The following is a 25,132-nucleotide window of genomic DNA, read 5'->3' on the forward strand; positions in this document are numbered from 1 at the left end:
GGTGATGAGCAGGTGAGCGGACTCGGCGACCTCGTCGCGCGCCTGTTCGGCCGCACGCCGCGGCACGTCGTCGTGATCGAGGAGGACCCGGTCCCGACGGCCGAGCAGATCGCTGCCGCCGTCCGCGACGTCGAGGCGAGCATCGAGGGCCGCGTGCCCGCGGCGGTCACCGCACGCGTGCACCGCATCACGGGCACGGTGGAGGACATGGTGCCGCGGCTGGACCGCTTCGGCGTGGGCGACCGGCAGGCCTACACGGTCGTGGCGACGGCGACGAGCTACCTGCCGGAGGCCGTCGGCGGGTACCTGCGGCTGCCGCGCGACTTCGCGGATCGGCGCGTGGTGTCGCGCGGCAAGACCTCGCTCATGCTGCTGTGCGACCAGCTCGACCTGCTCGCGATGACGCTCGAGAAGATCTCCGACGCCGTGTCCCGCGCGGACGCGCAGGCGCTGGTCGCGCACGGGCAGTTCCTCGCCGAGAAGTTCGGGCAGTCGTCGCTGGACATGCCCGCCGGGCCGGGTGCGCCGTGAGCGCGCTGCGTGCCGTGCTCGACGCCCTGGTCGCCGCCGGCACCGCCGCGGGCCTGCCGCCGGCGGCCGTGCGCGACGAGGGCGAGCGGCTCGCCGCCGCGGTCGCGGAGTCCGTCACGGGAGCCGGTCCGGCGTGGCTGGCGGCCGTCGGACGCGCGGACGACGACCTCACGGTGTTCTTCGCCGCGGCCTCGTCGGCGCGCCGGTGGCGGCACGCGCCGAGCGACCAGCTCACCGCCCTCGTCGGCGCGCGCTCACCGCACGCGGTCGCCTACGCGGACGCGCTCGCACAGGTCGCGTCGGCCGCGTGCGACCTGGGCGAGCCGAACCTCCAGGTCGTCGCCGCCGCGTCCGTCACGGCCGCGGTCCAGCGCGCCGCCGCCGGCATCGCCACCACCCCGGAACTGGATCGCTCTCTCACCACCCCTGGGAGGGCCGGCACCCCCACCCCCACCCCGGGCGCGAGAGAGCAATCCAGTCCCGTCGCGACGGCGGGGGCGTCCGCGCCCCCGGCGCCCACCGCCGCGCCCGACGCGCCCCCGGAGAAGACGTTCGACGAGCTGCTCGCCGAGCTCGACGCGCTCGTCGGTCTCGACCGCGTCAAGCGCGAGATCCGCCAGCAGGCCGAGGTGCTGCGCGTCGAGCGGCTGCGCACCGACGCCGGGCTGACGCGCCCCTCGCTGACCCGGCACCTGGTGTTCGTCGGCAACCCGGGCACGGGCAAGACGACGGTCGCGCGGCTCGTCGCCGGGCTGTACCGCGCGCTCGGGCTGCTGAGCAGCGGCCACCTGGTCGAGGTGGACCGCTCCGAGCTCGTCGCCGGCTACCTGGGGCAGACCGCGCCCAAGACCACCGAGGTCGTCGCGAAGGCCCTGGGCGGGGTGCTGTTCATCGACGAGGCGTACTCCCTGGCGGAGGACCAGTACGGCGCCGAGGCCGTGAACACCCTGGTCAAGGACATGGAGGACCACCGCGACGAGCTCGTCGTCATCGTCGCGGGGTACCCGCTGCCGATGGCGCGGTTCATCATGACGAACCCGGGCCTGGAGAGCCGGTTCGCCACCACGATCGCGTTCGACGACTACACCGACCCCCAGCTGCGCGAGATCTTCGCGCTCGCGGCGCGCAAGGCCGACTTCGAGCCCGCGCCCGACGCCCTGGACCTCGTCGAGCAGATCGTCGCCGCGCAGCCGCGGCACGAGGGGTTCGGCAACGGCCGCTTCGCGCGGAACCTGCTCGACCGGGCGGTCCTGCGGCACGCCTGGCGCCTGCGGGACGTCCCGGCGCCGACCGTCGAGCAGCTGCGGACGCTGCTGCCGGCGGACCTGGCGATCGATGTCGAGGACGTCGCGACCGACCTGCCGGTCCCGGGCGCCGACGTCCCCGACACCCCGGCCGACGACGCCGCGGTGCCCACCGACGACACCGCGCCCACCGACGACGCCGCACCCACCGAGGACGTCGCGCCCGCCGACGACGTCGCACCCCCCACCGACCCCACCGACCCGCCCGTCCCGGACCCGGCCGTCACCGACCCGGACCCGCGCCCCGAGGAGCCCGCGTGACCACGACCGTCGTGTCCTCGACCCCGAGCCCGCCGGTGCCGACCGGCCCGCGTCGGGCCGCTCCCGTCCCGACCCGTCCCACCAGCGGCTGGCGCTCCACACCCGGGGGCCTGCGCCTGTGGGCAGCGGTGGCGGCCGTCGTCACCGCGCTCACCGGGCTGCTGGCCCTGGGCGCCGCGACGAGCCAGGGCGCGGCCGTCGGCGGGGTCCGGGACGCCGCGGCGCAGCTCGTCGGGCTGCAGGACGCGCGCAACCAGCTCGTCGCGGCGGACGCGTCGGCGACGACCGCGTTCCTCGTCGGCGGGCTCGAGCCGACGGACCTGCGCGAGAGCTACGACGTCGCGATCGATGCCGGCGCGCACGCCCTGACGCTGCTGGCCGCCAGCGGCCCCGACGGCGCCGAGGGCCTGGCGGGGGTGTCCGCGGACCTCACCACGTACACGGGCCTGGTCGAGCAGGCCCGGGCCAACAACCGGCAGGGCTTCCCGGTCGCGTCGGCGTACCTCGAGGAGGCGTCGACGGTGCTGCGCGAGGACATCGTGCCGGCGCTCGATGCCCTGGTCGCCGCCGAGCAGGAGCGCGTCGACTCCGAGCTGACGTCGGTGCGCACCGCGACGCCGCTGCTCATCGCCGTCGTGGTGCTCGCCCTGGTGCTGCTCGTGATGGTGCAGGTGTGGGTCGCGCGGCGCACACGGCGCACGTTCAACGTCGGGCTGGTCGGCGCGACGGTCGCGCTGCTGGCGATCGCGGTCGTCGGGGCGACCACCCTCGGCGGGGCGGCGTCGCGCGCGACCCGCGTGCACACCGGGCCGTACCTGGCGACGGTCGCGACGTCGCAGGCGTTCGCGCTGGTCAACGACGCGCGGTCGATGGAGGCGTTCACGCTGATCCGACGCGGGTCGGGGGCGGCGTACGAGGAGTCGTTCCGGACGAGCGTCGCCGACGCCCGGTTCGCGCTCGAGGGCGAGGGCAGCCGGCTCGACGCGTCGATGGTCGACAGGCTGAGCACGTGGGTCACGGCGCACGACGAGGTCCGGGCGCTCGACGACGCTGGTGACTGGGACGCCGCCGTCGCCCTGGTCACCAGCGACGACCCGGCAGCACCGCCCGCCCTCTTCGACGACCTGTCGACGAGCCTGGCGACCGCGGTCGACACCGGCAGCGCGGAGGTCGCCGACGGCCTGCGCGCGAGCAGCGGCTGGGTCGGCTGGCTGCTGGCCGGTCTGGGCGTGGCCGGCGCGGCACTCGCCTGGGGCGGGCTGCGCGCACGACGGGAGGAGTACCGATGAGCACGCACCTCACCCCCGGACGCCGGGGTCGCACGCGCGGCGCGCTCGCGGCGGCGGTCCTCGTCGCCCTCGTGCTGGGCGGTTGCGCGGGTCCGGCCGCGACCAGCGGCGCCGCGCCCACCGAGTCGGCACCAGCCGAACCGACGCCCACGGAGTCCGCACCTGCCGCGGCACCCGCCGCCACGTGCGACGACGCCACGACGTCCTACGCGCCGACCACCGGCACCGAGATCGCCGCCGGGTCGACCATGGCCGCGATCCGCGACCGCGGGTTCCTGCTGGTCGGCGTCTCCGCCGACACCCTGCAGATGGGCGCGCGCAACCCGTTCTCGGGGCAGATCGAGGGCTTCGACATCGACGTCGCGCGGCAGGTCGCGCAGGCGATCCTCGGCGACCCCGACGCGATCCGGTTCCGCGTGATCACCGCGGGCGACCGCATCCCGGTGCTGCAGGGGCAGGAGGTCGACCTGGTCGCGCGCGCTTTCACCATCAACTGCGAGCGCTGGCAGGACATCGCGTTCTCCGCCGAGTACTTCACGGCAGGGCAGAAGGTGCTGGTCAGCACCGAGGCCGAGGCCGCGGGCATCGCGGGCATCGAGGACCTGGCCGGGCTGCGCGTCTGCGCCCCCGAGGGCACGACCACGCTCGAGCGGCTCGACGAGTACGACGTCGAGGCCGTCGGCGCGCGCACCCACTCCGCGTGCCTCGCGCTGTTCCAGCAGGGCCGCGTCGACGCCATCACCGGCGACGACACCGTGCTCGCGGGATTCGTCGCGCAGGACCCGTACGCGCGCGTCGTGGGCGACGCGTTCAGCGCGGAGCCGTACGGACTGGGCATCCCGGCGGAGCAGGTCGACATGGTGCGCTTCGTCAACGCCGTCCTCGACGGCATGAAGGCCGACGGCACGTGGGCGCAGCTCTACGCCCGCTGGCTGGGCGAGGCGCTAGGCCCCGCGCCCGCGCCGCCGACGTCCGTGTACGGACGGTCGTGAGCGCGACCGTCATGGCTGCCGCGTCCGGTGACGTCGCCGCGCCCGTCGCCCCCGGGCGCCTGGGCGAGGCGATCGCCGCGCGCGACCTCATGGGGTACCTCGACGGGCTGCTGACGTGGCTCGACGACCGGCGCTCACGTCTGGACGCGCTCGACGCCGCCGCGCAGGCCACGGCCGACGCCGAGCGGTACACGCCCGACGTCGTCCTGGCGCTGACGGTGTGGCAGTCGGTGCGCACGCGCGCCGACGAGCTGCTCGCCGTGTGGGACAACGGGCGCGTCACCGAGGTCGAGCGCGAGCACATGTCGCAGCTCGTGTGGGGGCGCGTCGACACGCGGGCCGGTGCGTCGCCGGTGTCGCTGCCCGAGGCGCTGACGCTGTGCGACGCGATGGTCTCGGCCCTGCGCACGCGCCTCGCGTTCGACCCGGACACCGCCGACGTCGTCGCCCGCCTGCGGGGCGTGCGCGCCTCCCTGGTGCGCGCCGAGGACCTCGCGGGGCCGGACACGGAGGCGCGCGCCCGGGTCGCGGCACTGCGCGAGCGGGAGCAGAAGCTGTCGACGCAGGCCGCGCGGGGCGGCGACGTCGCGGGGCCGCTGGCCGAGCTGGAGACGCGCGCCGCGCACGCCGAGCGCGACCTCATGGTCGCCGTGTCGCAGCGCCGCTCCCTGACCCGCGCCCGCGCCGACGCCCAGGCGACCGCAGCCGCGCTGGAGAGCCGCGAACCCGCGCTGCACGCGCTCGCCGACCGCTGCCGCCGCGAGATCGCCCACGCACCGCGGTTCGCCGTGCCCGACGTGTCACGCCTCGGCGCCGTCCCCGCGGACCGCGACGGGCTCGACACGTTCGTCGCGCGGCTCGACGCGGTGCGTCGGGCGATCGACGCCGCGCAGGACGCCTACAGCGGCCCCCTGCGCGAGCGCGCCGAGCTGCGCTACCGCCTCGGTCGGGCGGCGACGCTCACGTCGACGAACGGCCGCGACGCGTCACCCACCGTGCGCGCCGCCCACGACGAGGCACGCGCCGCCGTCGAGACCACCCCCTGCGACGTGGGCCTGGCCCGCGCCCTCGTCGAGCAGTACGAGCACCTCGCCCGGCCGTTGCCGGGCGGACCTGGAGGAGCCCGATGACCAGCGCGACCGCATGCCGCGAGCCCGGCTGCACGGGGACCTACGAGGACGGCTGGTGCAACGTGTGCGGCTCGCCCGCGCCCGCCGGTGCCACCTCGACGGCCACCGGGACCACCACGCCCCCGTCGGCGACGGGACGCACCCCCGCCGGCTCGACCGCCGCGCGGACGCCCTCGTCGATGCTCGGCACGGGCATCGCGGCCGGCGCACCGACGCCCGGCGCCGTCGGCGACCCCGAGGCCGAGCGGTCCACCCGCACCGGTCGCACCAGCTCGGTGCGCCTGGCGACGGCCGCGCTCGGCTCGTCGCGCACGTCGATGACCGGGTCGCGCGCCACGCGGCGCCTCGGCACGTCGTCGACGCGGCTGCGGCGCGCCCGCCTGGGAGCCGGCCTGACCACCGTCCCGCCGGCACCCGTGGACGACCCGCTGCAGGCCGTCATGACCGACCCGCAGGTGCCCGAGCGCAAGCGGTTCTGCGCCGCGTGCGGCGAGCCCGTCGGGCGGGGGCGCGACGGGATCCCGGCCCGCACCCAGGGCTTCTGCCCCACGTGCGGCGCGCGCTTCGACTTCGACCCGCGCCTGACCGCGGGCACGCTGGTGGGCCGGCAGTACGAGGTCGTCGGGTGCCTCGCGCACGGCGGCATGGGCTGGATCTACCTGGCGCGGGACCGCAACGTGTCCGGCCGGTGGGTCGTCCTCAAGGGCCTGCTCAACACCGGTGACGCCGACGCGGTCGCGGCCGCGATCTCCGAGCGGCAGTTCCTCGCGCGCGTCGAGCACCCGCTGATCGTCGAGATCTACAACTTCGTCGAGCACGAGGGCGACGGCTACACCGTCATGGAGTTCGTCGGCGGGCGCTCCCTGAAGGAGCTGCTCACCGACCGGCGCGAGGCCACCGGCCGGGTGGACCCGCTGCCCGTCGACCAGGCCCTCGCGTTCGTCCTCGAGGTGCTGCCCGCCTTCCAGTACCTGCACGACCTCGGCCTGATCTACTGCGACTTCAAGCCGGACAACATCATCCAGGCGGGCGACGCGCTCAAGCTCATCGACATGGGCGGCGTGCGACGCACCGACGACGACCACTCGGCGATCTACGGGACGGTCGGCTACCAGGCGCCCGAGGTGCCGACCGACGGCCCGTCGGTGGCGTCCGACATCTACACGATCGGCCGGACCCTGGCCACGCTCGTCCTGGACTTCCGCGGCAACACCACGACGTACGTCGCGGCGCTGCCGCCCGTCGAGGAGACCCCGGTCTTCGCACGGTACGACTCGTTCTACCGGCTGCTGGCCAAGGCGTGCGCACCCGACCCGTCCGACCGGTTCGGGACCGTCGACGAGATGCGTGCGCAGGTGCTCGGCGTCCTGCGGGAGGTCGTCGCCGCGGACCGCGGTGCCGGCGACCCTCCGCTGACGAGCGCCGCGTCCGTGCTGTTCGAGCCGCCCGTCACCGACCAGGTCGAGCGCCCGCTCGCCTGGGACGAGCTGCCGTCGCTCAAGGTCGACCCCGACGACCCGGCCGCGGGGTGGCTGTCCGGCATCAACGTCACCGACCCCGAGCAGCGGCTCGTCGCGCTGGCCGACGCCCCGGAGGAGACCGTCGAGGTGCGGCTGCTGCGCGCCACGACAGCGATCGAGGCCGGCCGGCCCGAGGTGGTGACGTCCGCCGTCGAGGCGATCCTCGCCGAGGACCCCTGGGAGTGGCGGGCCGTGTGGACGCAGGGCCTCGCACAGCTCGCAGGCGGCGACGCGGTCGGCGCACGCGCGTCGTTCAACGCCGTCTACGGGCAGGTCCCGGGAGAGCTGGCACCCAAGCTCGCGCTCGCGGTCGCGTGCGAGCTGTCCAGCGAGCCCGGCATCGCCGAGCAGCTCTACGCGACGTGCGCGTACGCCGACGCGAACTACACGGCACCCGCCGCGTTCGGCCTCGCGCGGCTGCGCATGGCCTCCCTGCACGTCGACGACGCGCTGGCCGCGCTCGACCTCGTGACGCCCACGCGCAGCTCCTACCCCGAGGCGCGGCTGATGCGGGCGCGGGTGCTCGCGCGCTCCCGCACCGACCTGCCGTCGCTCGCCGCGGCCCTGGACTCCGTGCGCACGGTGTCGCTCGCCCCCGCGGACCGCGCGGGCCTGCGTGTCGACGTGCTGACCACGGCGCTCGCCACGGTCGAGGCCGGGGGGACCGCGTCCGGCGTGCGGCTCGACGGCCACCCGGCGACGCGCGTCGGCGTCACCGACGCGCTGGAGGCCGCCTACCGCGAGCAGGCCGCGCTGACGGAGGACCGTGCGACGCGCGTCACGCTCGTCGACCGCGCCAACGAGGTCCGGCGGTGGACGACATGGTGACCACCCCGGACCCGACGACGACCCCCGACCCGGCGAGCGCGTCCTTCGGCGGCTCGGGGGACGACGTCCACCGCGAACGTGCGAGCTCGGCGGGGCCGGAGGCGGCTGCCGGAGCGGGTGGCGGCGGGATCGTGTGCGCCGCGTGCGGCGAGGCGGCCGGTGACGGCGCCCGGTTCTGCGAGGCGTGCGGTGCGCCGTTGGGGACGACGCCCGGCGCGTCGGCCACCGCGGGTGCGTCGGCCACCGCCGGCGACCCGGTCGTCACCGGCGCGTCGGTCACCGCGGGCGTGTCGGACCCGCTGGGCACGTCGGTCGGAGCCGGCTCCTCGCCCGCCGCCGGCCCGGTCGACCCGTCGGTCCCGGCGGACCCGTCGGACCCGCCGGACCCGCCCGGGACGTCCGGCACGTCCGGCACCTCCATCGCGTCCGGCACCTCCGGCCCCTTAGGAACCCTCGACCCGCACTCCCCCGCGGGCCCCGACGGCACCGGACTCACGGCGTGCGCGGCGTGCGGTGGTGAGATCGCCGCCGACGGGTACTGCACCCAGTGCGGCGCCCGCGCGCCCGTCGAGCGCGACCACCGCGAGGAGCAGCCGGCGCCGCACGTCGCGGGCGTCACGGACGTGGGCATGCGTCGGCGGCGCAACGAGGACGCGATGGCCCTGGGCGTGGTCGGCGACGTGACCGTGCTCGTCGTGTGCGACGGCGTGTCCTCCGCCCCCGACTCCGACGTCGCGAGCCAGGCCGCCGCGACAGCCGCGCGCGACGTGCTGGTCGCCGGTGCTGCCGCCGTCGGACAGCAGGACGCGGGCGGCTGGTCCCGGCTGCTGGTCGAGTCCGGCCACCGCGCCGACGACGCCGCCCGTGCCGCCGTCGACGACGCGACCGCCCGGCAGGACCCGCCGTCGTGCACGTTCGCCGCGGCCGTCGTCGGGCCGTCGCTGCTCGTCGCGGGCTGGCTGGGCGACTCGCGCGTCTACTGGCTGCCCGACGCGGGGACCCCGGAGCAGCTCACCGAGGACGACTCCGTGGCCGCCGAGCTCATGGCCGGCGGCATGTCCCGGACTGCGGCCGAGCTCTCGCCCGACGCGCACGCCATCACGCGGTGGCTGGGCGCCGACGCCGTGGAGACGACGGCCCGGACCGTCGCGACGCGCCCCGACGGCCCCGGCTGGGTGCTCGCGTGCTCCGACGGGCTGTGGAACTACGCATCGGCACCCGAGGTCGTCGCCGACCTGCTGCGCGAGGCCCTGCAGCGCGTCGGCCCCGACCCGGCGGCCCTGTCCCGGGACCTCGTCGCGTGGGCCAACGCGCGCGGCGGGCACGACAACGTCACCGCCGCGCTCGCCCGCGTCACCGGCCCCGCCGTGCCGTCCGTCGCAGCGCCCGACGACACGCACGCCGACGACCCCGGGACCACCCCCACGGCCCGGCGCAGGCCGCCGGGTAACCTCGCGGGAGAGCCGGACGCGCCGCCGCCCTGACCGTCCGTCCCCCACCGCACCACCGTCCGACGCCCCACCGCATCGCCGAGGAGCCAGTGTGGCCACGTTCCGTGCCGAGGTCTTCCAGAACGAGTTCCTGCCCGACGGCGGGACCGACGTCCACGCGATCGTCACGGTCACGGCCGACGGCGTCGGTGGGGCGGCGACCGGCGGCGGCGGGGTCGCCGAGATCGTCATGATCGACACGTCGGGGTCCATGACGGGCCCGATGCTCGCGGCCGCCAAGCACGCCGCGCAGGTCGCCGTCGACCACATCCCCGACGGCACGTGGTTCGCGATCGTCAGCGGCAGCCACGTCGCCCAGCGCGTGTTCCCGTACCCGAACGCGCCGATCGCGATCGTCCAGATGGAGCCCGCGGCACGCGACGAGGCCAAGCGCGCGATCGCGCGGCTCGGTGCGCAGGGCGGCACCGCGATGAGCACGTGGCTGCGCCTGGCCGACCAGATCTTCGCGACCCAGCCCGCCGCGACACAGCGCCACGCGATCCTGCTGACCGACGGCAAGAACGAGTCCGAGCCGCGCGCGCAGCTGACGTCGACGATCCACGCCGTCACCGGGCGGTTCCAGTGCGACGCGCGTGGCGTCGGCGAGCGGTGGCAGGTCGACGAGCTGCGGGAGATCTCGACCGCGCTGCTCGGCACCGTCGAGCTCATCGCCGACCCGGCCGACATCGCCGACGACTTCCGCGCGATGCTCGCGACGTCGTTGTCCCGCGGGGTCGCCGACGCCCAGCTGCGGGTGTGGACGCCGCAGGGCGGGCAGGTGCTGTTCGTCCGGCAGGTCGCTCCCACGGTCGAGGACCTCTCGGCGCGGCGCACCGCCGTCACGCCGCTCGTCGGCGCGTACCCCACGGGCGCGTGGGCCGACGAGTCCCGCGACTACCACGTCGCCGTCCGGCTGCCGTCGAAGCCGCCGGGCGCCGAGCAGCTCGCCGCACGCGTGCAGGTCGCGGTGGCGGACGAGGTCGTCGCGTCGGGCCTGGTGAAGGCCGCCTGGTCCGACGACGCGTCGCTCACCGCGCGCATCAGCCCCGAGGTCGCGCACTACACCGGGCAGGCCGAGCTCGCCGCCGTCATCCAGGAGGGCCTCGCGGCGAAGGCGTCCGGGGACGAGGCGACCGCGACGGTCAAGCTGGGGCGCGCGGTGCAGCTCGCCGCCGAGACGGGCAACGAGGAGGCGACGTCCAAGCTGCGGCGCGTCGTCGAGATCGACGACGAGGAGCACGGCACGGTGCGGCTCAAGCGCAGCGCGTCCCGCCTGGACGAGATGGCCCTGGACACGGCCTCGACGAAGACGTCGCGGGTGCGGCGATGAGCACGGTCACCTGCCCCGACGGGCACGCGAGCACCTCGACGGACTACTGCGACGTCTGCGGTGCACCGATCGCGTCGGCCGCGCCCGCGAGCACCGGGGCGACGCCCGCCGCCGCGCCACCCTCACCGAGCGCGTGCCCGCACTGCGGGTCGCCCGCCGCGCAGGGCGCCCTGTTCTGCGAGAACTGCGGGTACGACTTCACGACGGGTGCGACGCCGGTCGCCGCGCACGGGACGTCGTCGCTCGACCTGGGCCTCGACCCGGCCGCACTCCCGTCGCCCACGACCGACCCGCACGACCCCGCGCCGGACCCGCTCGAGGCGCCGGCCGCCGTCGTCGCCCCGCCGGCCGCCGGTGAGCCGTCGGCGTCGTCGGACCCCGCCGCGCCCCTCGCCCCGCCGCTGCCCGGCGAGAACACGTGGGTCGCCGAGCTGTGGGTCGACCCCGACTGGTACGCCGCCCAGCAGGCCGAGGACCCCATGCCGTCCGTCGGGCTGCCCGTGCTCGTGCCGCTGCGCGAGCGCAGCGTCCTCGTCGGCCGGCCGTCGGCGTCCCGCAACATCCGCCCGCAGATCGACGCGGGCGCCGACAGCGGCGTCTCGCGGCGGCACTGCCAGCTCAACACCGACGGTCACCGGTGGTGGGTCGAGGACCTGCAGTCGTCGAACGGCACGTTCGTCGCGCGCGTCGGTGCGGCCCTGCCGGACGACCCGATCCCCGCGGGGCAGCGGCACGAGCTGGAGGACGGCGACCGGCTGTACCTCGGCTCGTGGACGCGGCTCGTCGTGCGGCGGGCGCTGCCGGGCGAGGCGTAGGGGTCGCGGCCGCCACGGCCGAGCGGGCGAGGTCCGCTCGCGCGGGAGTCCGTCGCCGCTCGACGGCCGCATGATGGAGGGAGCACGACTCCCGCCACCGTCGATCGGACCCCGCTTCATGAGCCCCACCCGTCATGTCCTGCGTGGTGTGATCGCGGCCGCGACCGTGGTCGCGGTCGTCCCGCTCGCCGCCGTCGGCGCCCACGCCGACCCGCCCGCGCCGACGCCCGGGCCCGCCGTCACCGCGATGTGGGTGTGGGACAACCCGCTCGACCGGTCCGTCGACGCACGCGGCACCGCGTACGCCCCGGCGGACACCGCGACGCTCGCCGCGTTCGTCCGCGACCAAGGGCTGACGACCGTGCACCTGTCCGCGCCGTGGGCCTCGGACGAGGGGCCCGTCGCGCCGTGGCTGACGGCGACGATCGCCGCCGTGCGCGCGGAGGGCGCGACCGTCGGGGTGCTGGGCGGCGACCCGCCCTGGCTCCACCAGCCCGCGCTCGCCGTGCAGTGGATGCAGGCGGCGACGCACGGCCGGACCGTCGACCACGTGCAGCTCAACGTCGAGCCGTGGACGCGCCCCGAGTGGTTCACGGACCGGACCGGATCCGTGACGCGGTGGCTGGCGCTGCTCGACACCGTGCGCGCCGCGCTGCCGCCGGGCGTCGGGCTGGGCGTCGACGTCCCCTACTGGCTGGCGTGGGAGCCCTGGGGCACGGGCACCATCGCCGACGCCGCGATGGCCCGCGCCGACCGCGTGGAGATCGTCGCGTTCGTCGACCACGCCCACGGCACCGATGGGATCCTCGCGCTGTCCGCCGACGCGGTCGCCGCCGCCGTCGCCGCGGACCTGCCGTTCACGGTGGGCGTCGAGACGGACACCCCGGCCGTCGCCGGGGGCGCGGAGTGGACGTTCGGCGACGACGGGCTCGGCGTCCTGGTCACCGAGACAGCCCTGGTCCACGACGCCCTGGCGGGAACCCCCGGCTACGAGGGCGTGGCGGTCCAGCACTACCGCACCTGGCGCACCCTCCAGGACGAGACCCCCACCCCGTAGAGCCACCCCACGCACACCCCCCCCCGTGTGCGCGAGCGAGCAATCCAGCCCTTCCACCCCGGGGGGCCCTCCCCCCTTGGGCGCGAGAGAGCAATCCGGCCCCACCGACCCCCTCCCCACATCCGCGAGAGAGCAATCCAGCCCGCCAGGCCCCGCCCCGCGCCCCGCGCCCCGCGAGAGAGCAATCCAGCCCATCAGGACCCGCCCCCCGCACGCGAGAGAGCAATCCAGCCCACCACCGCCCCACGCCCGCGAAAGAACAATCCGGCCCGCCCGTGGCCCCGTGAGCCCGGAAAGTGGTCGCGGAAGGGATCTGGCGCCGAGGTAGTGGTCACATCTGTGACCACTACAGGCACAGTCCCGCGGGCGGGCGGGCGGGTGGGTGGGTGGGTGCTGTCAGCTTCGGGCTTCGCTGGGGTGCCAGCCCTCGCAGCCGGGGGCGTCCGGGTTCTGGTCACAGGTCTCGGACACCAGGCGTGCCGTGCGTTCCTGGACCTCGAACGTGTGGCTGGTCGCCGTGGTGGTCGCGGTGCCCGTCACCTCACGCCACTGCGGGTCACCGGCGACCTGGTACCGGCCGCTCCACTCGGTCGTCAGCGTGATCGCCACGTGGCCGAGCTCCTCGTACTCGTGGAACACGTCGAACGCCGGGTGCGGACGCCCCGGGTCGCGCGTCACCGTCGAGTGCCCGTCACCCCAGGCGTAGGTGAACCGCGACGGGGTCGCCTCGACCGTCACCGGGAAGCCCATGACCTCCGTCGTCAACGTCACCGGGGTGGGGTCGGTGTAGACGATCGTCTCGATCTTCGTCAGCACCCAGTCACCATTTGGCTGCACGTTCAGGATCGGCGCAGGCAGGGGGAGGCGTCGGAAGTCCTCGGCAGTCAGGACCGGGACGACTGCTGCCCCGGCGCACGACCCGTAGTCCGCCTGCTCCCACTCGCTCCACGTCGTCGACGGCGGGATCTGGAACCGCCGCCACCGCGGCGGCCGCGGGGTCTCACCCTCCGCGCACACCGGGGTGCCGTAGCGGACGCTGAACTCGCAGGGGCCTGGGTGCCAGTTGCTCTCCTCGTCCACGCACGCGTCCGCGAACATCGACTCCCACACGACCGCCGACGACACACCCGAACCCACGGGCCGGGGCCCTTCGTCGCCGGTCTGACGGCCGGACCACTGACCGAGGACGTCGAACGCCCCACCGGGGGCGGCCGCCCGTGCGGCGCTCCGGAAGCTTCGCTCGTCGGGTGGCGCTGCGGATGCCGGGGATGCATACCCGACGACGCCCAACGCGACGAGGAGCGAGAGCGCCCTCAGCGCGGATCTCACTCGTCGACCACCAGGATGTCGACGGCCTCGACCGTCCACGCCCCGCCGTCCCAGCTGATCGCGAAGACGAAGTCTGCGGTGGTCGGGGCCGACTCACCGACAACGTCGCCGTCGTCGGAGAGCTTCTGCGACGCCGCTTGCTGCACCCGCAGCTCGACCGAGAACCACTCGTCGGGCCTGATCTCCGTCGAGCGACTGGTCAAGATGACAGAGGCCTCCCCGACGGACGTCTCGCCGTTGGAGATCAGGCTTGCCACGCTGTCGTCCACGTAGGTGCAGACCTCGCACGACTCCGCCGACATGGCGAGCAAGGGTGCCGCATCGAGGGCGGAGAACGCGTAGTCGTACAGCGCGACGAACTGCGTCCCCGCAGCGATCGCCCCCTCCGGGGTGGGCTCGGAGATCAAGGCCGGCGGGGTGGGGAACGCCATCGGGGTCGGCGTCGGGGTCGGCTCAGCGGTTGGCGTCGGCGTCGGCGCCACCGTCGTCGGCGACACCACAGGTTCGCCCCCGCCGCCCGTGCACGCACCCACCAGCACGACGGTCAGCACCGCCACCACGCCACCCAACACGCCACGCCCACGTCCTCGCATGCGCCGAACCTACCGATTCCGGACATGTCCATGGGTCGACGGCGTCAGCCTGTGGACAACCGCACTCGGCCATCCTCCCCGGCGGCTCTCCACACCGGAGTAGCCCTGCGACAACGAGCTCAGATCGGCCATCGGCGGTCGTGACCGACATCAGCCCGGTCTCGCGGGCGCCGTGTCGTCGTCGATGCGTCAACCCCAGGGAGCTCCGTCGTCCGGTCGGTACCGCGGCCCACATCCCGGGACCCGGCTGCCGCGAGCCCGGGCTGAGTCGTCGTTCCGCGCTCTGTCGACGACTCAGCCCGGTCTCGACGACCGCCCGTACCGACCCGTGGGACGGGCACGCGACGGCGGCACCCACCGTCCAGGTGGGTGCCGCCGTCGCGACCGGGCCTACAGCTTGTCGAGCACCGCGACGCTCGCGAAGCCCTTCCTGACGAACCGCGTGCCGCAGATCGGGCTGAAGCCGGACGCCGTCACCGCCACCGAGTAGCTCCCCGCGACCGCCGTCTGGGCGTAGCTGCCCGTGAGCACGCCGACCTGCTTGGGACGCTGCACGAGCCGCGGGTCGACGATCGTCACCCGGCCGGGGCTCACGACGCCCGCGGTGCGGGTACGGCCGCCGTTGACCGCCGCGCCGTTGCTCCGGCCCGTGGCGCCGCCGCGGGACAGGCCCGTGGGCTCCCGCGTCGTCGCACCGAGCACGAGCTGGTCGACCCGGCGCGCGAGGATGTCCTCGCCGTTCGCCGCCCGGAGCTGGTCCCGCAGCAGCACGAGCTGCGCGAGGTGGGCGCGGGGGGTGTCCGGCGTGCCGTCGGCGAGGAAGTCCCGCGGCAGCTTGACGGCCGAGAGCCGGTCCCGGTGCTTGTCGAGCAGGTCCGCGCTCGTCGCCACCGGTGCCGCGATCCTGGCCGCCACCTTGGTGCCGTCGATGCCGCCGAGACGGTCACCGATCGTCGTCCTCATGCTGAGGGTGTCGCCGACGACCATGCGCGTGGGCAGCTCGAGCTGCAGCGCGAGCGGCGACCGGACGAACCCGCCGACGGTGTACGGCGTGTGCTGGCGGCGGTCCGTCGCGACCTCGACCGTCCACAGGCCCGGCTCCGGGTCCTGGATCGTGAAGCTCACGTAGCCGTCGCCGGCGTTGCGGAGGAACTCGGTCGCCGACCGGGGCAGCCACCGCCCGCTGGGCGCGCGCAGCCGCACCGCGATCTGGCCGTTGCCCTTGGGGTCCCGCGGCACGAACCGCAGCGCCGTGTCGTGCCACGCGACGGTGAACATCACCGACTCGGCGCACCCGTCGACCCAGCCCGACACCTGCGACACCGAGGCCGCAGACGACTCGTTGACGATGACGCCGTCGCCGGTCACCTGCCCCCGGATGTAGTTGTAGATCTCGAAGAGGTCGTCGATCGTCGGCATGAAGTAGTACCGGCCGCCGGTGTCGTCCGCCAGCTGTGCCAGGAGCGCCTGGTCCGACGCGGGACCCATCGCGCAGCTGTAGATGGGAAGGTCGGCCGGCAGCGCCGCTGCGGCGTCGACCGCCCACGGCTTGGCGGGGTTGGCCTCGTCGCAGCCCTTGTTGTCGAACCCGTCGGACAGCAGCACCATGGCCCGTCGGGAGCCGGCGCCGGCGAGCATGCTGCCCGCCTCCTCGATCCCCGCACCCATGAACGTGCACCCGCCGAACCCGATGCCGTCGACCGCGGCGGCCGCCGCGTCGCGCGTCGACTGGTCCACGATCTGCTGGGGGGCACCCGTTCCCGGGTACTCCTCGTCCCCCGAGTCACCGAAGCTGACGACCCCCACGGAGTCGTCCACCCCCATGAGGTCGATGAACTGGCGGGACGTCTGGCGGGTGATGTCGATGTAGCCGAAGGCCTGCATCGAGCCCGACCGGTCGAGCACCGTGACCACGCTGACCGGGTCGGCCGCGGGCACCTCGGCGTTGTCGATCACCAGGGCGAAGTCCTGCCACGTCCCGACGATGTCGGTGCGGGCGGACGCCGCGATGTTCGCCGCGACGACCGTGACCTCGTAGACGCCCGTCGGGTTCTGGATGACGGCGCCCTCGGTGTTGTTGAGGTCGTCCGCGGTGCCGCCCGTCGTCGAGAAGGCGCCCGTGAACACGTTGCCGCGGAACACCTGGTTGGTGTCGACGTGCCGGACCTCGAGGTCGAGGTCGTTCACCAGCGCGGGGTTCGCGCCGACCGCGCCCGCGGCGTCCGACCAGGTCAGCGTGACGCGCAGCGGGAGTGCCGCGACGGCCGGCGCCACGCGGATCGTGAACTCCTGGCCCGTCGCGGTGAACGCCTGCCGCTGGTCGACGAAGATCTTCGGCCCACGGTCGGCGGCGGGCGACTGCAGCAGCGCGTTCTCGATCGAGACGCGCCCCCAGCCGGCGTCGTTCGTCGGCCCGGCCGCGATCGTGCCGCCGGCGCCGTTGGTGCCCCCGGCGACGGGCTCGGCGCTGGAGACCATCAGCGCCTTGACCAGTGCGGGGCTCGGCGTCTTGCCGATGCGGGTCTGACGCCACCAGTCGATCAGCAGCGCGGCGTTGCCCGCGACGTGCGGCGACGCCATCGACGTGCCCGACATCGGCGCGTGCACGGCGTGCAGGACGCCGCCGGTGTCCGTGTACGGGCCGCTGCGGAACCCGACGGGGCTGTAGGTGGAGATGATGTCGGTGCCCGGCGCGACGACGGTCGGCAGCATCCGGCCGTCCGCGGCAGGACCCCGCGACGACGACGTCGCGAGGCCGCGGATGTCGTCGGGCGTGGTCATCTCCCCCGGGCGCGCGTTCAACGAGTTGCCCACGAGGATGGCGTTCTTCGTGCACTTGGTGACCGTGCCGGCCCCGGAACCGCTGTTCCCTGCCGAGAAGACGACGACGAGCGGCGTCTGGTCGGTCGCGGTCGCGTCGGCGTCGCGCACGCCCAGGTCCACGGTGCGGTCGTCCGCGGAGTAGGCGGTGCCGTTCATCGCCCACGAGTTGTTCATGACGTCGGCGCCCTGGAGCACCGACTGCTGCACGCGCGCTGCGACCGTGCCGCCGAGCTCGATGAGCCCCACGGACGCGCCTGGCGCCACGCCCTGCCCCAGCAGGAACCCCTGCGGGTCGACGTCGCCCGAGTCGCCGTCGCCCGCGGCGATGCCGGCGACGTGCGTCCCGTGCCCGTCGGTGTCGGCGCCGACGACGGCTCCGCCCGCCGAGTCGACCACGAACGCGAGGCGTCCGGCGAGGTCGGCGTGGACGGTCACCGGGTCGTTCGTGTCGATGCCGGTGTCGCAGACCGCGATCGTGACACCGCCGCCGTCGATCCCGAGAGCGGTGAGGTTCGCGGCGTAGCCGGTGTTCGGCAGGGTGGCCGGCGGCGGCGTGGCGTCGAGGTCCTCCATGACGACCTGCGAGCTGCGCTCGTCCTCGAGCACCGGTGCGTGCACGGCGTCGATCCAGCGCACGTCGTCGTGCTCGGCGACCGTCGCCAGTGCGTCGGTCGGCAGCTTCGCGGTGATGCTCCGGAACGCGTCCGGTGACTCCGGTCCCACCTCCAGCACGGCGCCGCCCGATGCGACCACGAGCGCCGCGACGCCGTCGACGTCACCCTCGGCGAGGACGCCGATGTCGACCGCCTCGACGGGTCCCAGGCCGCGGTCCGTGCCGACGGCCGGGTCACCGCTCAGCAGGTCCGGGTTGACCTTCCAGGCCGGCGCGAGCGCGCCCGTCCACTCGACGAACGGGAGCGCCGTGGTCGAGGCCACCGCCGTCGCGTCGGCGCGCACGTAGTAGGAGTGCGGGCCGACGGCCTCGACGACGCGGACGCCGCGCTCGGCGAGCGTCGCGAGCCACGACTCCTGGACCGGCCCGACCAGCTGGACCAGGTGGTTGACACCGGCGGTCCGGACGGGCTCGAACCCCTGCGGCGTCACCGGGAGGTCCTTGCCGGTGGTGTCGATCTCGTACGTGAAGAGCCGGATGGTGTGCGGGTCGCGCACGGCCTTCACGCGCCACCCCTCGCGCTCGAGCCGCTCGACCTGGCCCTCGTCGGCGTCGACGACGAACCCGCGGTCGAGCGCACTCACGACGGCGACGCCGCCGCCCTCGACGACCGACCGGTCGAGCTCTGTCCGATGGACGATGACATGACGTTCAGACATCTCGCTGCCCCCACTGCGTGACCCAGACCTGCACGAGCGCCGGCGGCGCGCGACACGGACGAGGAGGGGACAAAACGCCCACCCGATACGCGGGCGGCCGCGGGCGCCGCCGGATCACCCGGTGGCCCAGACGCCGAGCTCGTTGCCGCTCGGGTCGCGGAAGTGGAAGCGGCGCCCCCCGGGGAAGTCGTACGGGCCCGCGGTGACCGTGCCCCCCGCGGCGAGGACCGCGGCGACGCTCGCCTCCAGGTCGGCCGAGTAGAGCAGGACGAGCGGACCGCCCGGGGCGACCTCGTCGTCGAGGCGGAAGCCTCCCACCTCCGCACCCCCGGCGCCGCCCGGGCCCTGGATCCCGACGTAGGCAGGACCCGGTCCGTAGTCCGTGAAGGTCCAGCCGAAGGCCGCGCCGTAGAAGGCCTTGGCCGCGTGGAGATCGGTCATGCCGATCTCGATGTAGTCGATCGTGTGGTGCGTGGGCGCAGTGTCCGACATGCCGCGACTGTCCCACCCACCACCGACAGGCCACGGCGGTGGTGGGTGGCCGACCGCGGCGCAGTCCGGAGAGTGGTCAGGTCTGCGCCGCCGCGGAGCAGAAGTGGGCGCACCTGCGCCCACTTCCGTCACCAGTCGTAGGGTCGGGGGATGGCACGCTCCGTCGCTACCACCACCTCCGTCGACCTGGACGGGCTGCTCGAGTTCGTGCGGCCGCGGCACCACCTGCTCCTCGTCACGACGCGCGCCGACGGGCGCCCGCAGGTGTCGCCGGTGAGCGGCGGCGTCGACGACGCGGGCCGGATCGTCGTCTCGACGTACCCGGGCCGCGCCAAGACCCGCAACGCGGAGCGCGACCCGCGGGTCAGCGTGTGCGTCCTGTCGGACACGTGGGACGGCCCGTGGGTGCAGGTCGACGGACGCGCCGAGGTGCTGCACCTGCCCGAGGCCGAGGACGCGCTCGTCGACTACTACCGCTGCATCGCGGGCGAGCACCCCGACTGGGACGAGTACCGCGCGGCGATGCGTCTGCAGGGCAAGAGCCTGATCCGGGTGACCCCGGAGCGCTGGGGCCCGCTGGCGACGGGCGGCTTCCCGTCCGACGTCGCCGCGCGGCTGGACGCGACGGGCTGAGCGCCCGCCGCGTCCGCCCGGCGGGCGTCAGCCGACCGTCGCCCCCGACCAGCGGTCCCTGTCCGCGTCGGAGACCTCGCGCTGCCGGCTCGGCTCGGTGATGCGGACGTGGTTGCCGAACGGGTCGCGCAGCGCGCAGTCGATGCCGTAGGGCTGCTCCGTGGGGTCCTCGGTGAACTCGACGCCGCGGGAGCGCAGCTCGTCGTACGTCGCCCGGCAGTCGTCGGTGTAGAGGATCGCGACGACGCCGAGCGCCCCGCGGGTGACGAGGTCGCGGACCTGGGCGGCGACCTCGGGGCTCAGGGCCGGCGGGCCGGGGACCTCGAGCAGCAGGTGCCGCTCGGGGTCGGCCGGCAGGGACACGGTGAGCCAGCGCATGAACCCGAGGTCCACGTCGTTGGAGACCTGGAAGCCGAGCTTGCCGACGTAGAAGTCCAGGGCCTCGTCCTGGTCGAGCACGGTGACACGGGTGATCGCGATGGAGGTGAACATGACGCTCACGCTACGGACGCGGCCCCCGGCGGCGCTTCTCCGAAACTGCTGACCCGCGTCCACGCGGCGACGATGCACGCGGGGGCGGCGGGTGCCGCGCGCCCGTCCCCGCCCGGGGGTGCGTCGCCGCCCCGCCCGTCCGACGACGCGGCCAGCCGCTGGTCGCGCCGGTACTGGGACGGCGACCGTCCGACGACGTCGCGGAAGGTCCGCGAGAACGTGCCGAGGCTGTCGAAGCCCACGTCGAGAGCGACCTGCGTGACGGGTGCGTCCGTGTCGCGCAGCGCCGCGCACGCGCGTTCGAGGCGGCGGCGCTGCAGGTAGCGGTGGGGCGGCTCGCCGAACACGGCCCGGAACTCGCGCGCGAAGTGCGACGGCGAGACGTAGGCGACGCGCGCGAGCGTCGGGACGTCGAGCGGCCGGGCGTAGTCGCGGTCCATGGCGTCCCGCGCACGCAGCAGCCGCAGGTTCAGCCCCTCACGCGCGGTCGTCGTCACCCGGCCCATCCTGCTCCACCGGGAAGGGGGACGGGGTGGGCGGGACGCGCCCCCTCGCTCGTCCGCTCACCAGGGGCGCAGCTCCGGCGTCGGGCCCGGGCACGCGGCGAACGTCGTGCGCTCCTCGTCGGTGAAGGCGCGCGGCGTGTGCGTCGCCCGGTCGAGCTGCACCATGCGCGACCGGGCGCGCAGCGCGACGACCGCGCCGGGCGCCTCGCCGTCGAGGACCTCGTACGCGAAGTCGACCGACGAGCGCCCCAGCCGCGGCACCCACACCTCGACGACGACCGGCGCCTGACGGAACCGCAGGGGCGCCAGGTAGTCGATCTCGTGCTTGACGACGACCAGCAGCGACGCGGTCGTCACGCCGAGCTCGTCGACGCCCATCCGCGGGAAGAGCGTGAACCGCGCGTCGTCCAGGAACCGCAGGAACGCGGCGTTGTTGACGTGCCCGAACAGGTCGACGTCCGACCAGCGCACCTGCATGACGACGCGGCCGCGGCCGGAGGGCACCTCCACGGGTGGCGGGACAGCGCCCGCGGTCTCGTCCATGCGCCCACGCTACGTCCCGCGTGCGGAGCGCCGCCCGGCACCGGCCCGCCGGGAGGCCACCACGTCGGAAGTGGCCGTTGTGCGCCGCCCCGCCCCTCGCCACAGTGGTCGTCATGGCGCCCACCACCCTCGGCACGTCCACCTCGATGTCCCTCGCCGGCCTGCGCGCCCGGATCGCGCCGACGCCCGGCTACCTCGACGCGGCGACGGGTGGCCTGCCGCTGCGCGCGACGACGGACGCCCTGCACGCCGCGCTCGACGAGTGGGCCGCCGGGCGCGCCTTCCCCACGACGTACGACGTCGCGGTCGCGGCGTCGCGGGACGCGTACGCGCGGATCGCCGGCGTCGACGTGGACCGCGTCGCGATCGCCGCCCAGGCCTCGCCGCTCGTCGGGCTGGTCGCGGCGGCGCTCCCGGACGGCGCGCGCGTCGTCGTCCCCGACGGGGACTTCACGTCCGTCACGTACCCGTTCCTCGCGCACGCCGACCGCGGGGTGCGCGTGGACGCCGTGCCGCTCGAGCGGCTCGCGGACGCGGTCGCCGACGGGTGCGACGCGGTCGCGACGTCGCTCGTGCAGTCCCGCGACGGGCGCGTCGTCGACCTCGCGGCCGTGCGGGCGGCGGCGGCCGACGTGGGCGCGCTGCGCGTCGTCGACGTCACGCAGGCCGCCGGGTGGTACCCGCTGGACCCCGCGTCGCACGGCCCGGAGATCACGGTCTGCTCGGCGTACAAGTGGCTGTGCGCGCCGCGCGGCGTCGCCTTCCTCACGACGACGCCCGAGGCCGACGCGCTGCTGCGCCCGCTCGCGGCCGGCTGGTACGCGGGCGCGGACCGGTGGGCCTCGGTCTACGGCACCGACATGCGTCTCGCGCCCGGCGCGCGCCGCTTCGACACCTCGCCGGCGTGGCTCGCATGGATCGGCGCGGTGCCGGCGCTGGAGGCGTTCGCGCAGGTGGACGTCGCGGAGGTCCACGCGCACGACGTCGGGCTGGCCGACGGGCTGCGCGCGCGGCTGGGCCTGCCGCCCGCCGGGTCGGCGATCGTGTCGCTGCCGGACGACGACGCGGGCACCGTGCGCGCCCGCCTGACGGCCGCGGGTCTGCGGGTCGCGGGTCGCGGGGGCGGTGTCCGGCTGGCGTTCCACGTCTGGAACGACGCGTCGGACGTCGAGCGGGTCGCCGCGGCCCTGGCCGCCTGACGCCCGACGCGACCGCGCGCGTCCTACGCTCACCGGGAGCGCCCGGCCCGCCCGGGTCCCGACGCCGAGGAGGCGCCCGTGCCGCACCACGACGACCCCCCGACCGTCACCGTCCTGTCGGGTGCCGGCATCTCGACCGCGTCGGGCATCCCCGACTTCCGCGGGCCGCAGGGCGTCTGGACGCGGGACCCGGCGGCGGCGGACCTGCTCGACATCGGGCCGTACGTGCGGGACGCGGACGTCCGCAAGCGCGGCTGGCAGGCGTGGGCGGGGCACGCCGTGTGGGACGCACGGCCGACGGCGGCGCACCGCGCGCTGGTCGACCTGGAGCGGGCCGGCGCGCTGATCGCCGTGCTCACGCAGAACTTCGACGGTCTGCACCAGGCCGCGGGCAGCGCACCGGACCGGGTCGTCGAGCTGCACGGCTCGCTGGCCACCACGTCGTGCCTGCGCTGCCGGGAGACGGTCCCGACGCGCGACGTGCTCGCGCGGCTGCCCGCCGAGCCGGACCCGCGCTGCACGGCGTGCGGCGGGGTGCTGAAGCCGGACGTCGTGTACTTCGGTGAGCTCCTGCCCGACGACGCGATGTCACGGGCGATCGCCGCCGCGACGGACGCTCACACGTTCGTCGCGGTCGGCACGACGCTCACCGTGCACCCGGTCGCCGGGCTCGTGCCGCTGGCCGTGGGCGCGGGCGCGCGGCTCGTCGTCGTCAACGCCGAGCCGACGGCGTACGACCACCTGGCCGACGAGATCCACCGCGCCCCCATCGACGAGGCCCTCCCGGCCCTGGTCGCGACCCTCCTCGAACACTGACCGTGAGAGCGAGGAATCCGGGCGTACGAGTCCCGTATTCCCCGCTCTCACGCTCGTCAGGTGAGCCAGGCGCGGACGGCGGCGACGACCGGGGCGTCGGCGGGGCCGTGCGTGCCGGGGACGACGACGAGGGTCGTCGGGCCGGCCAGGCTCGCGAGGTGCGCCGCCAGCTCGTCGGGTGTGCCGAACGGGTCGGACGCGCCGCTCACGGCGAGCACGGGGACGTCGACGCGCGGCAGGTGCTCGACGCGCAGCGTCTCGGGCTTGCCCGGCGGGTGCAGCGGGTACGACAGCAGCAGCAGGCCCGCGACGGGCAGACCGTCGGCGACGGCCATCGAGCACATGCGCCCGCCGAACGACCGCCCACCGATCACGAGCCGCCCGGTCGGCACCCCCAGCTCCGCCGCGAACGCTCCGGCCTCGTCACGCACCCGCGCAGGCGCGGCAGCGGCTCCGCGCGGCAGGTCGACGCGTCGCACCGGGACGCCGACCGCCGCCAGAGCCGCGTCGAGCACGACGAGCGTGCGGTTGTCGCGCGTGGCCCCGGCGCCCGGCGTCAGCAGCACGCCCGCGACGTCGACGGGTCCCGACCCCGCCCGCAGCACCCGCACGTCCGCCATCCCCCCATCCTCCCCACCCGCGAGAGAGCAATCCAGCCCACGGCCTCCGAGCTGGACTGCTCTCTCGCAGGGAGGGGGGTGAGCTGGATTGCTCTCTCGCCCACCGGGGGGTGGGGTGGGGCACCGGTGGGCACTGCACGACGCACCCGTACGGGTGAGACATCACCCTGTGCGCGTGCTCGAACCGTCCGGACCCGCGGGTAGCGTGCCCGCCGTGAGCCGCGACACCGTGTCCATGTCCGACCGGAACCGAGCCGGTGCGCTGTGCGAGCGCATCGAGGGGGTCTTCGACCAGCGCGTCGTGGGGCAGACGCAGCTGCGCACGTCGCTCGTCGTCGCGCTGATGTGCGGGGGCCACGTGCTGCTGGAGTCGGTCCCGGGCCTGGCCAAGACGACGGCCGCGCAGACGCTCGCCGCCGCGGTGTCGGGCTCGTTCCACCGCATCCAGTGCACGCCGGACCTCATGCCGTCGGACATCGTCGGGACGCAGGTCTTCAACTACGGGACGTCGACGTTCACGACGCAGCTCGGCCCGGTGCACGCCAACGTCGTCCTGCTCGACGAGATCAACCGGTCGTCGGCCAAGACGCAGTCCGCGATGCTCGAGGCGATGCAGGAGCGGCAGACCACGATCGCCGGCGAGGTCCACAAGGTGCCGTCGCCGTTCATGGTCCTCGCGACGCAGAACCCCATCGAGGAGGAGGGCACGCACGTCCTGCCCGAGGCCCAGATGGACCGGTTCCTGCTCAAGGAGGTCCTGGACTACCCGGCACCGGAGGAGGAGGTCGAGATCCTCGACCGCATCTCCGACGGGCGCATGACGCGTGCGCTGCGCAACGACGCGCTGACCCTGGACGAGGTGGCGTGGCTGCAGCGCGTCGTCGACCAGGTGTACGTCGACCGGTCCATCCGGCGGTACGTCGTCGACCTGGTCGCCACGACGCGCGGTCGCGGGCCCGTGCAGGTCCCGGGCCTGGACCGGCTGGTGCGGATGGGCGCGAGCCCTCGTGGGTCGATCTCGCTGATGCGCGTCGCGCAGGCCGTCGCGCTGCGGGCCGGGCGCGCGCACGTCGTCCCCGAGGACGTGCACGCGATGCGCAACGCCGTGCTGCGCCACCGCATCGTGCGGACGTACGACGCGATCGCGGACGACGTGTCGACCGAGTCGATCGTCACGTCGGTGTTCGACGCCGTCCCGGCGCCCTGA

22 protein-coding genes are annotated in these 25,132 nt (G+C 75.1%); 14 read left to right on the forward strand and 8 right to left on the reverse strand.

Translation table 11 applies throughout. The features are described 5' to 3' along the window. The first annotated feature begins 12 nt into the window (after window positions 1-12). The 10 genes from OKX07_RS17170 to OKX07_RS17215 all read left to right on the forward strand — a co-directional run bounded on the left by OKX07_RS17170 (window position 13) and on the right by OKX07_RS17215 (window position 12,547). Window positions 13-531 carry a hypothetical protein gene (locus OKX07_RS17170; RefSeq protein ID WP_265629205.1) on the forward strand — a complete coding sequence of 173 codons (519 nt, stop codon included), beginning with the start codon at window positions 13-15 and terminating at the stop codon, window positions 529-531. Next, window positions 528-2,096: an AAA family ATPase gene (locus tag OKX07_RS17175; protein ID WP_265629206.1), complete on the forward strand. Its 1,569-nt coding sequence runs from the start codon at window positions 528-530 to the stop codon at window positions 2,094-2,096. The genes OKX07_RS17170 and OKX07_RS17175 overlap by 4 nt, the downstream gene beginning before the upstream one ends. Beyond that, window positions 2,093-3,385, forward strand: a complete 1,293-nt coding sequence (locus OKX07_RS17180; RefSeq protein ID WP_265629207.1) for a hypothetical protein — start codon at window positions 2,093-2,095, stop codon at window positions 3,383-3,385. Before OKX07_RS17175 ends, OKX07_RS17180 begins: the two co-directional genes overlap by 4 nt. Beyond that, window positions 3,382-4,377 (forward strand): glutamate ABC transporter substrate-binding protein, encoded by a 996-nt coding sequence (locus tag OKX07_RS17185; protein WP_265629208.1) that lies wholly within the window; start codon window positions 3,382-3,384, stop codon window positions 4,375-4,377. The genes OKX07_RS17180 and OKX07_RS17185 overlap by 4 nt, the downstream gene beginning before the upstream one ends. Further along, window positions 4,374-5,507, forward strand: a complete 1,134-nt coding sequence (locus OKX07_RS17190; RefSeq protein ID WP_265629209.1) for a hypothetical protein — start codon at window positions 4,374-4,376, stop codon at window positions 5,505-5,507. Before OKX07_RS17185 ends, OKX07_RS17190 begins: the two co-directional genes overlap by 4 nt. Next, window positions 5,504-7,855 carry a serine/threonine-protein kinase gene (locus tag OKX07_RS17195; protein ID WP_265629210.1) on the forward strand — a complete coding sequence of 784 codons (2,352 nt, stop codon included), beginning with the start codon at window positions 5,504-5,506 and terminating at the stop codon, window positions 7,853-7,855. Before OKX07_RS17190 ends, OKX07_RS17195 begins: the two co-directional genes overlap by 4 nt. Continuing rightward, a complete protein-coding gene (locus OKX07_RS17200; protein WP_265631949.1) occupies window positions 7,849-9,339 on the forward strand; it encodes a PP2C family protein-serine/threonine phosphatase in 1,491 nt (496 codons plus the stop codon). Before OKX07_RS17195 ends, OKX07_RS17200 begins: the two co-directional genes overlap by 7 nt. A 58-nt stretch (window positions 9,340-9,397) precedes the next feature. Further along, a complete protein-coding gene (locus OKX07_RS17205; RefSeq protein ID WP_265629211.1) occupies window positions 9,398-10,675 on the forward strand; it encodes a VWA domain-containing protein in 1,278 nt (425 codons plus the stop codon). Continuing rightward, the gene (locus tag OKX07_RS17210; RefSeq protein WP_265629212.1) at window positions 10,672-11,490 is read left to right on the forward strand and encodes an FHA domain-containing protein; all 819 of its coding nucleotides are present in this window, start codon (window positions 10,672-10,674) and stop codon (window positions 11,488-11,490) included. The genes OKX07_RS17205 and OKX07_RS17210 overlap by 4 nt, the downstream gene beginning before the upstream one ends. A 118-nt stretch (window positions 11,491-11,608) precedes the next feature. Beyond that, window positions 11,609-12,547 carry a hypothetical protein gene (locus OKX07_RS17215; RefSeq protein ID WP_265629213.1) on the forward strand — a complete coding sequence of 313 codons (939 nt, stop codon included), beginning with the start codon at window positions 11,609-11,611 and terminating at the stop codon, window positions 12,545-12,547. Window positions 12,548-12,943: 396 nt separating this feature from the next. Here OKX07_RS17215 and OKX07_RS17220 read toward each other — a convergent pair whose 3' ends face one another. The 4 genes from OKX07_RS17220 to OKX07_RS17235 form a co-directional block, all read right to left on the reverse strand. After that, window positions 12,944-13,684, reverse strand: coding sequence for a hypothetical protein (locus OKX07_RS17220; RefSeq protein ID WP_265629214.1), 741 nt, complete (start codon window positions 13,682-13,684; stop codon window positions 12,944-12,946). Between the two features lie 188 nt (window positions 13,685-13,872). Further along, window positions 13,873-14,358, reverse strand: coding sequence for a DUF6318 family protein (locus OKX07_RS17225; protein WP_265629215.1), 486 nt, complete (start codon window positions 14,356-14,358; stop codon window positions 13,873-13,875). A 501-nt stretch (window positions 14,359-14,859) separates the two neighbouring features. After that, the gene (locus tag OKX07_RS17230) at window positions 14,860-18,624 is read right to left on the reverse strand and encodes a S8 family serine peptidase (RefSeq protein ID WP_265629216.1); all 3,765 of its coding nucleotides are present in this window, start codon (window positions 18,622-18,624) and stop codon (window positions 14,860-14,862) included. Window positions 18,625-18,738: 114 nt separating this feature from the next. Further along, window positions 18,739-19,116, reverse strand: a complete 378-nt coding sequence (locus OKX07_RS17235) for a VOC family protein (protein WP_265629217.1) — start codon at window positions 19,114-19,116, stop codon at window positions 18,739-18,741. A gap of 150 nt (window positions 19,117-19,266) precedes the next feature. On the opposite strand from OKX07_RS17235, the gene OKX07_RS17240 reads away from it, so the two are divergent. After that, window positions 19,267-19,749 (forward strand): PPOX class F420-dependent oxidoreductase, encoded by a 483-nt coding sequence (locus OKX07_RS17240; protein ID WP_265629218.1) that lies wholly within the window; start codon window positions 19,267-19,269, stop codon window positions 19,747-19,749. A gap of 27 nt (window positions 19,750-19,776) precedes the next feature. Here the strand turns inward: OKX07_RS17240 and OKX07_RS17245 are convergent, their stop codons facing one another. From OKX07_RS17245 to OKX07_RS17255, 3 genes are all read right to left on the reverse strand, one after another. Continuing rightward, window positions 19,777-20,241, reverse strand: a complete 465-nt coding sequence (locus OKX07_RS17245; protein ID WP_265629219.1) for a VOC family protein — start codon at window positions 20,239-20,241, stop codon at window positions 19,777-19,779. 5 nt (window positions 20,242-20,246) lie between these two features. After that, on the reverse strand, window positions 20,247-20,738 hold the full coding sequence (locus OKX07_RS17250) for a helix-turn-helix domain-containing protein (RefSeq protein ID WP_265629220.1): 492 nt from the start codon (window positions 20,736-20,738) through the stop codon (window positions 20,247-20,249). A 66-nt stretch (window positions 20,739-20,804) separates the two neighbouring features. Further along, complete coding sequence (locus OKX07_RS17255) at window positions 20,805-21,290, reverse strand: acyl-CoA thioesterase (protein ID WP_265629221.1); 486 nt, start codon at window positions 21,288-21,290, stop codon at window positions 20,805-20,807. 113 nt (window positions 21,291-21,403) lie between these two features. On the opposite strand from OKX07_RS17255, the gene OKX07_RS17260 reads away from it, so the two are divergent. Then, entirely contained in the window at window positions 21,404-22,489 is a 1,086-nt protein-coding gene (locus OKX07_RS17260; RefSeq protein ID WP_265629222.1) for an aminotransferase class V-fold PLP-dependent enzyme, read from the forward strand. A 78-nt stretch (window positions 22,490-22,567) separates the two neighbouring features. Beyond that, on the forward strand, window positions 22,568-23,305 hold the full coding sequence (locus tag OKX07_RS17265) for an SIR2 family NAD-dependent protein deacylase (protein WP_265629223.1): 738 nt from the start codon (window positions 22,568-22,570) through the stop codon (window positions 23,303-23,305). Window positions 23,306-23,361: 56 nt separating this feature from the next. On the opposite strand, the gene OKX07_RS17270 is transcribed toward OKX07_RS17265, so the two are convergent. Beyond that, a complete protein-coding gene (locus OKX07_RS17270; protein ID WP_265629224.1) occupies window positions 23,362-23,925 on the reverse strand; it encodes an alpha/beta family hydrolase in 564 nt (187 codons plus the stop codon). A 235-nt stretch (window positions 23,926-24,160) separates the two neighbouring features. Here OKX07_RS17270 and OKX07_RS17275 point away from each other — a divergent pair, with 235 nt between their 5' ends. Next, window positions 24,161-25,132 (forward strand): AAA family ATPase, encoded by a 972-nt coding sequence (locus tag OKX07_RS17275; RefSeq protein WP_265631950.1) that lies wholly within the window; start codon window positions 24,161-24,163, stop codon window positions 25,130-25,132.

Source organism: Cellulomonas sp. S1-8, assembly GCF_026184235.1.
Classification (GTDB): domain Bacteria; phylum Actinomycetota; class Actinomycetes; order Actinomycetales; family Cellulomonadaceae; genus Cellulomonas.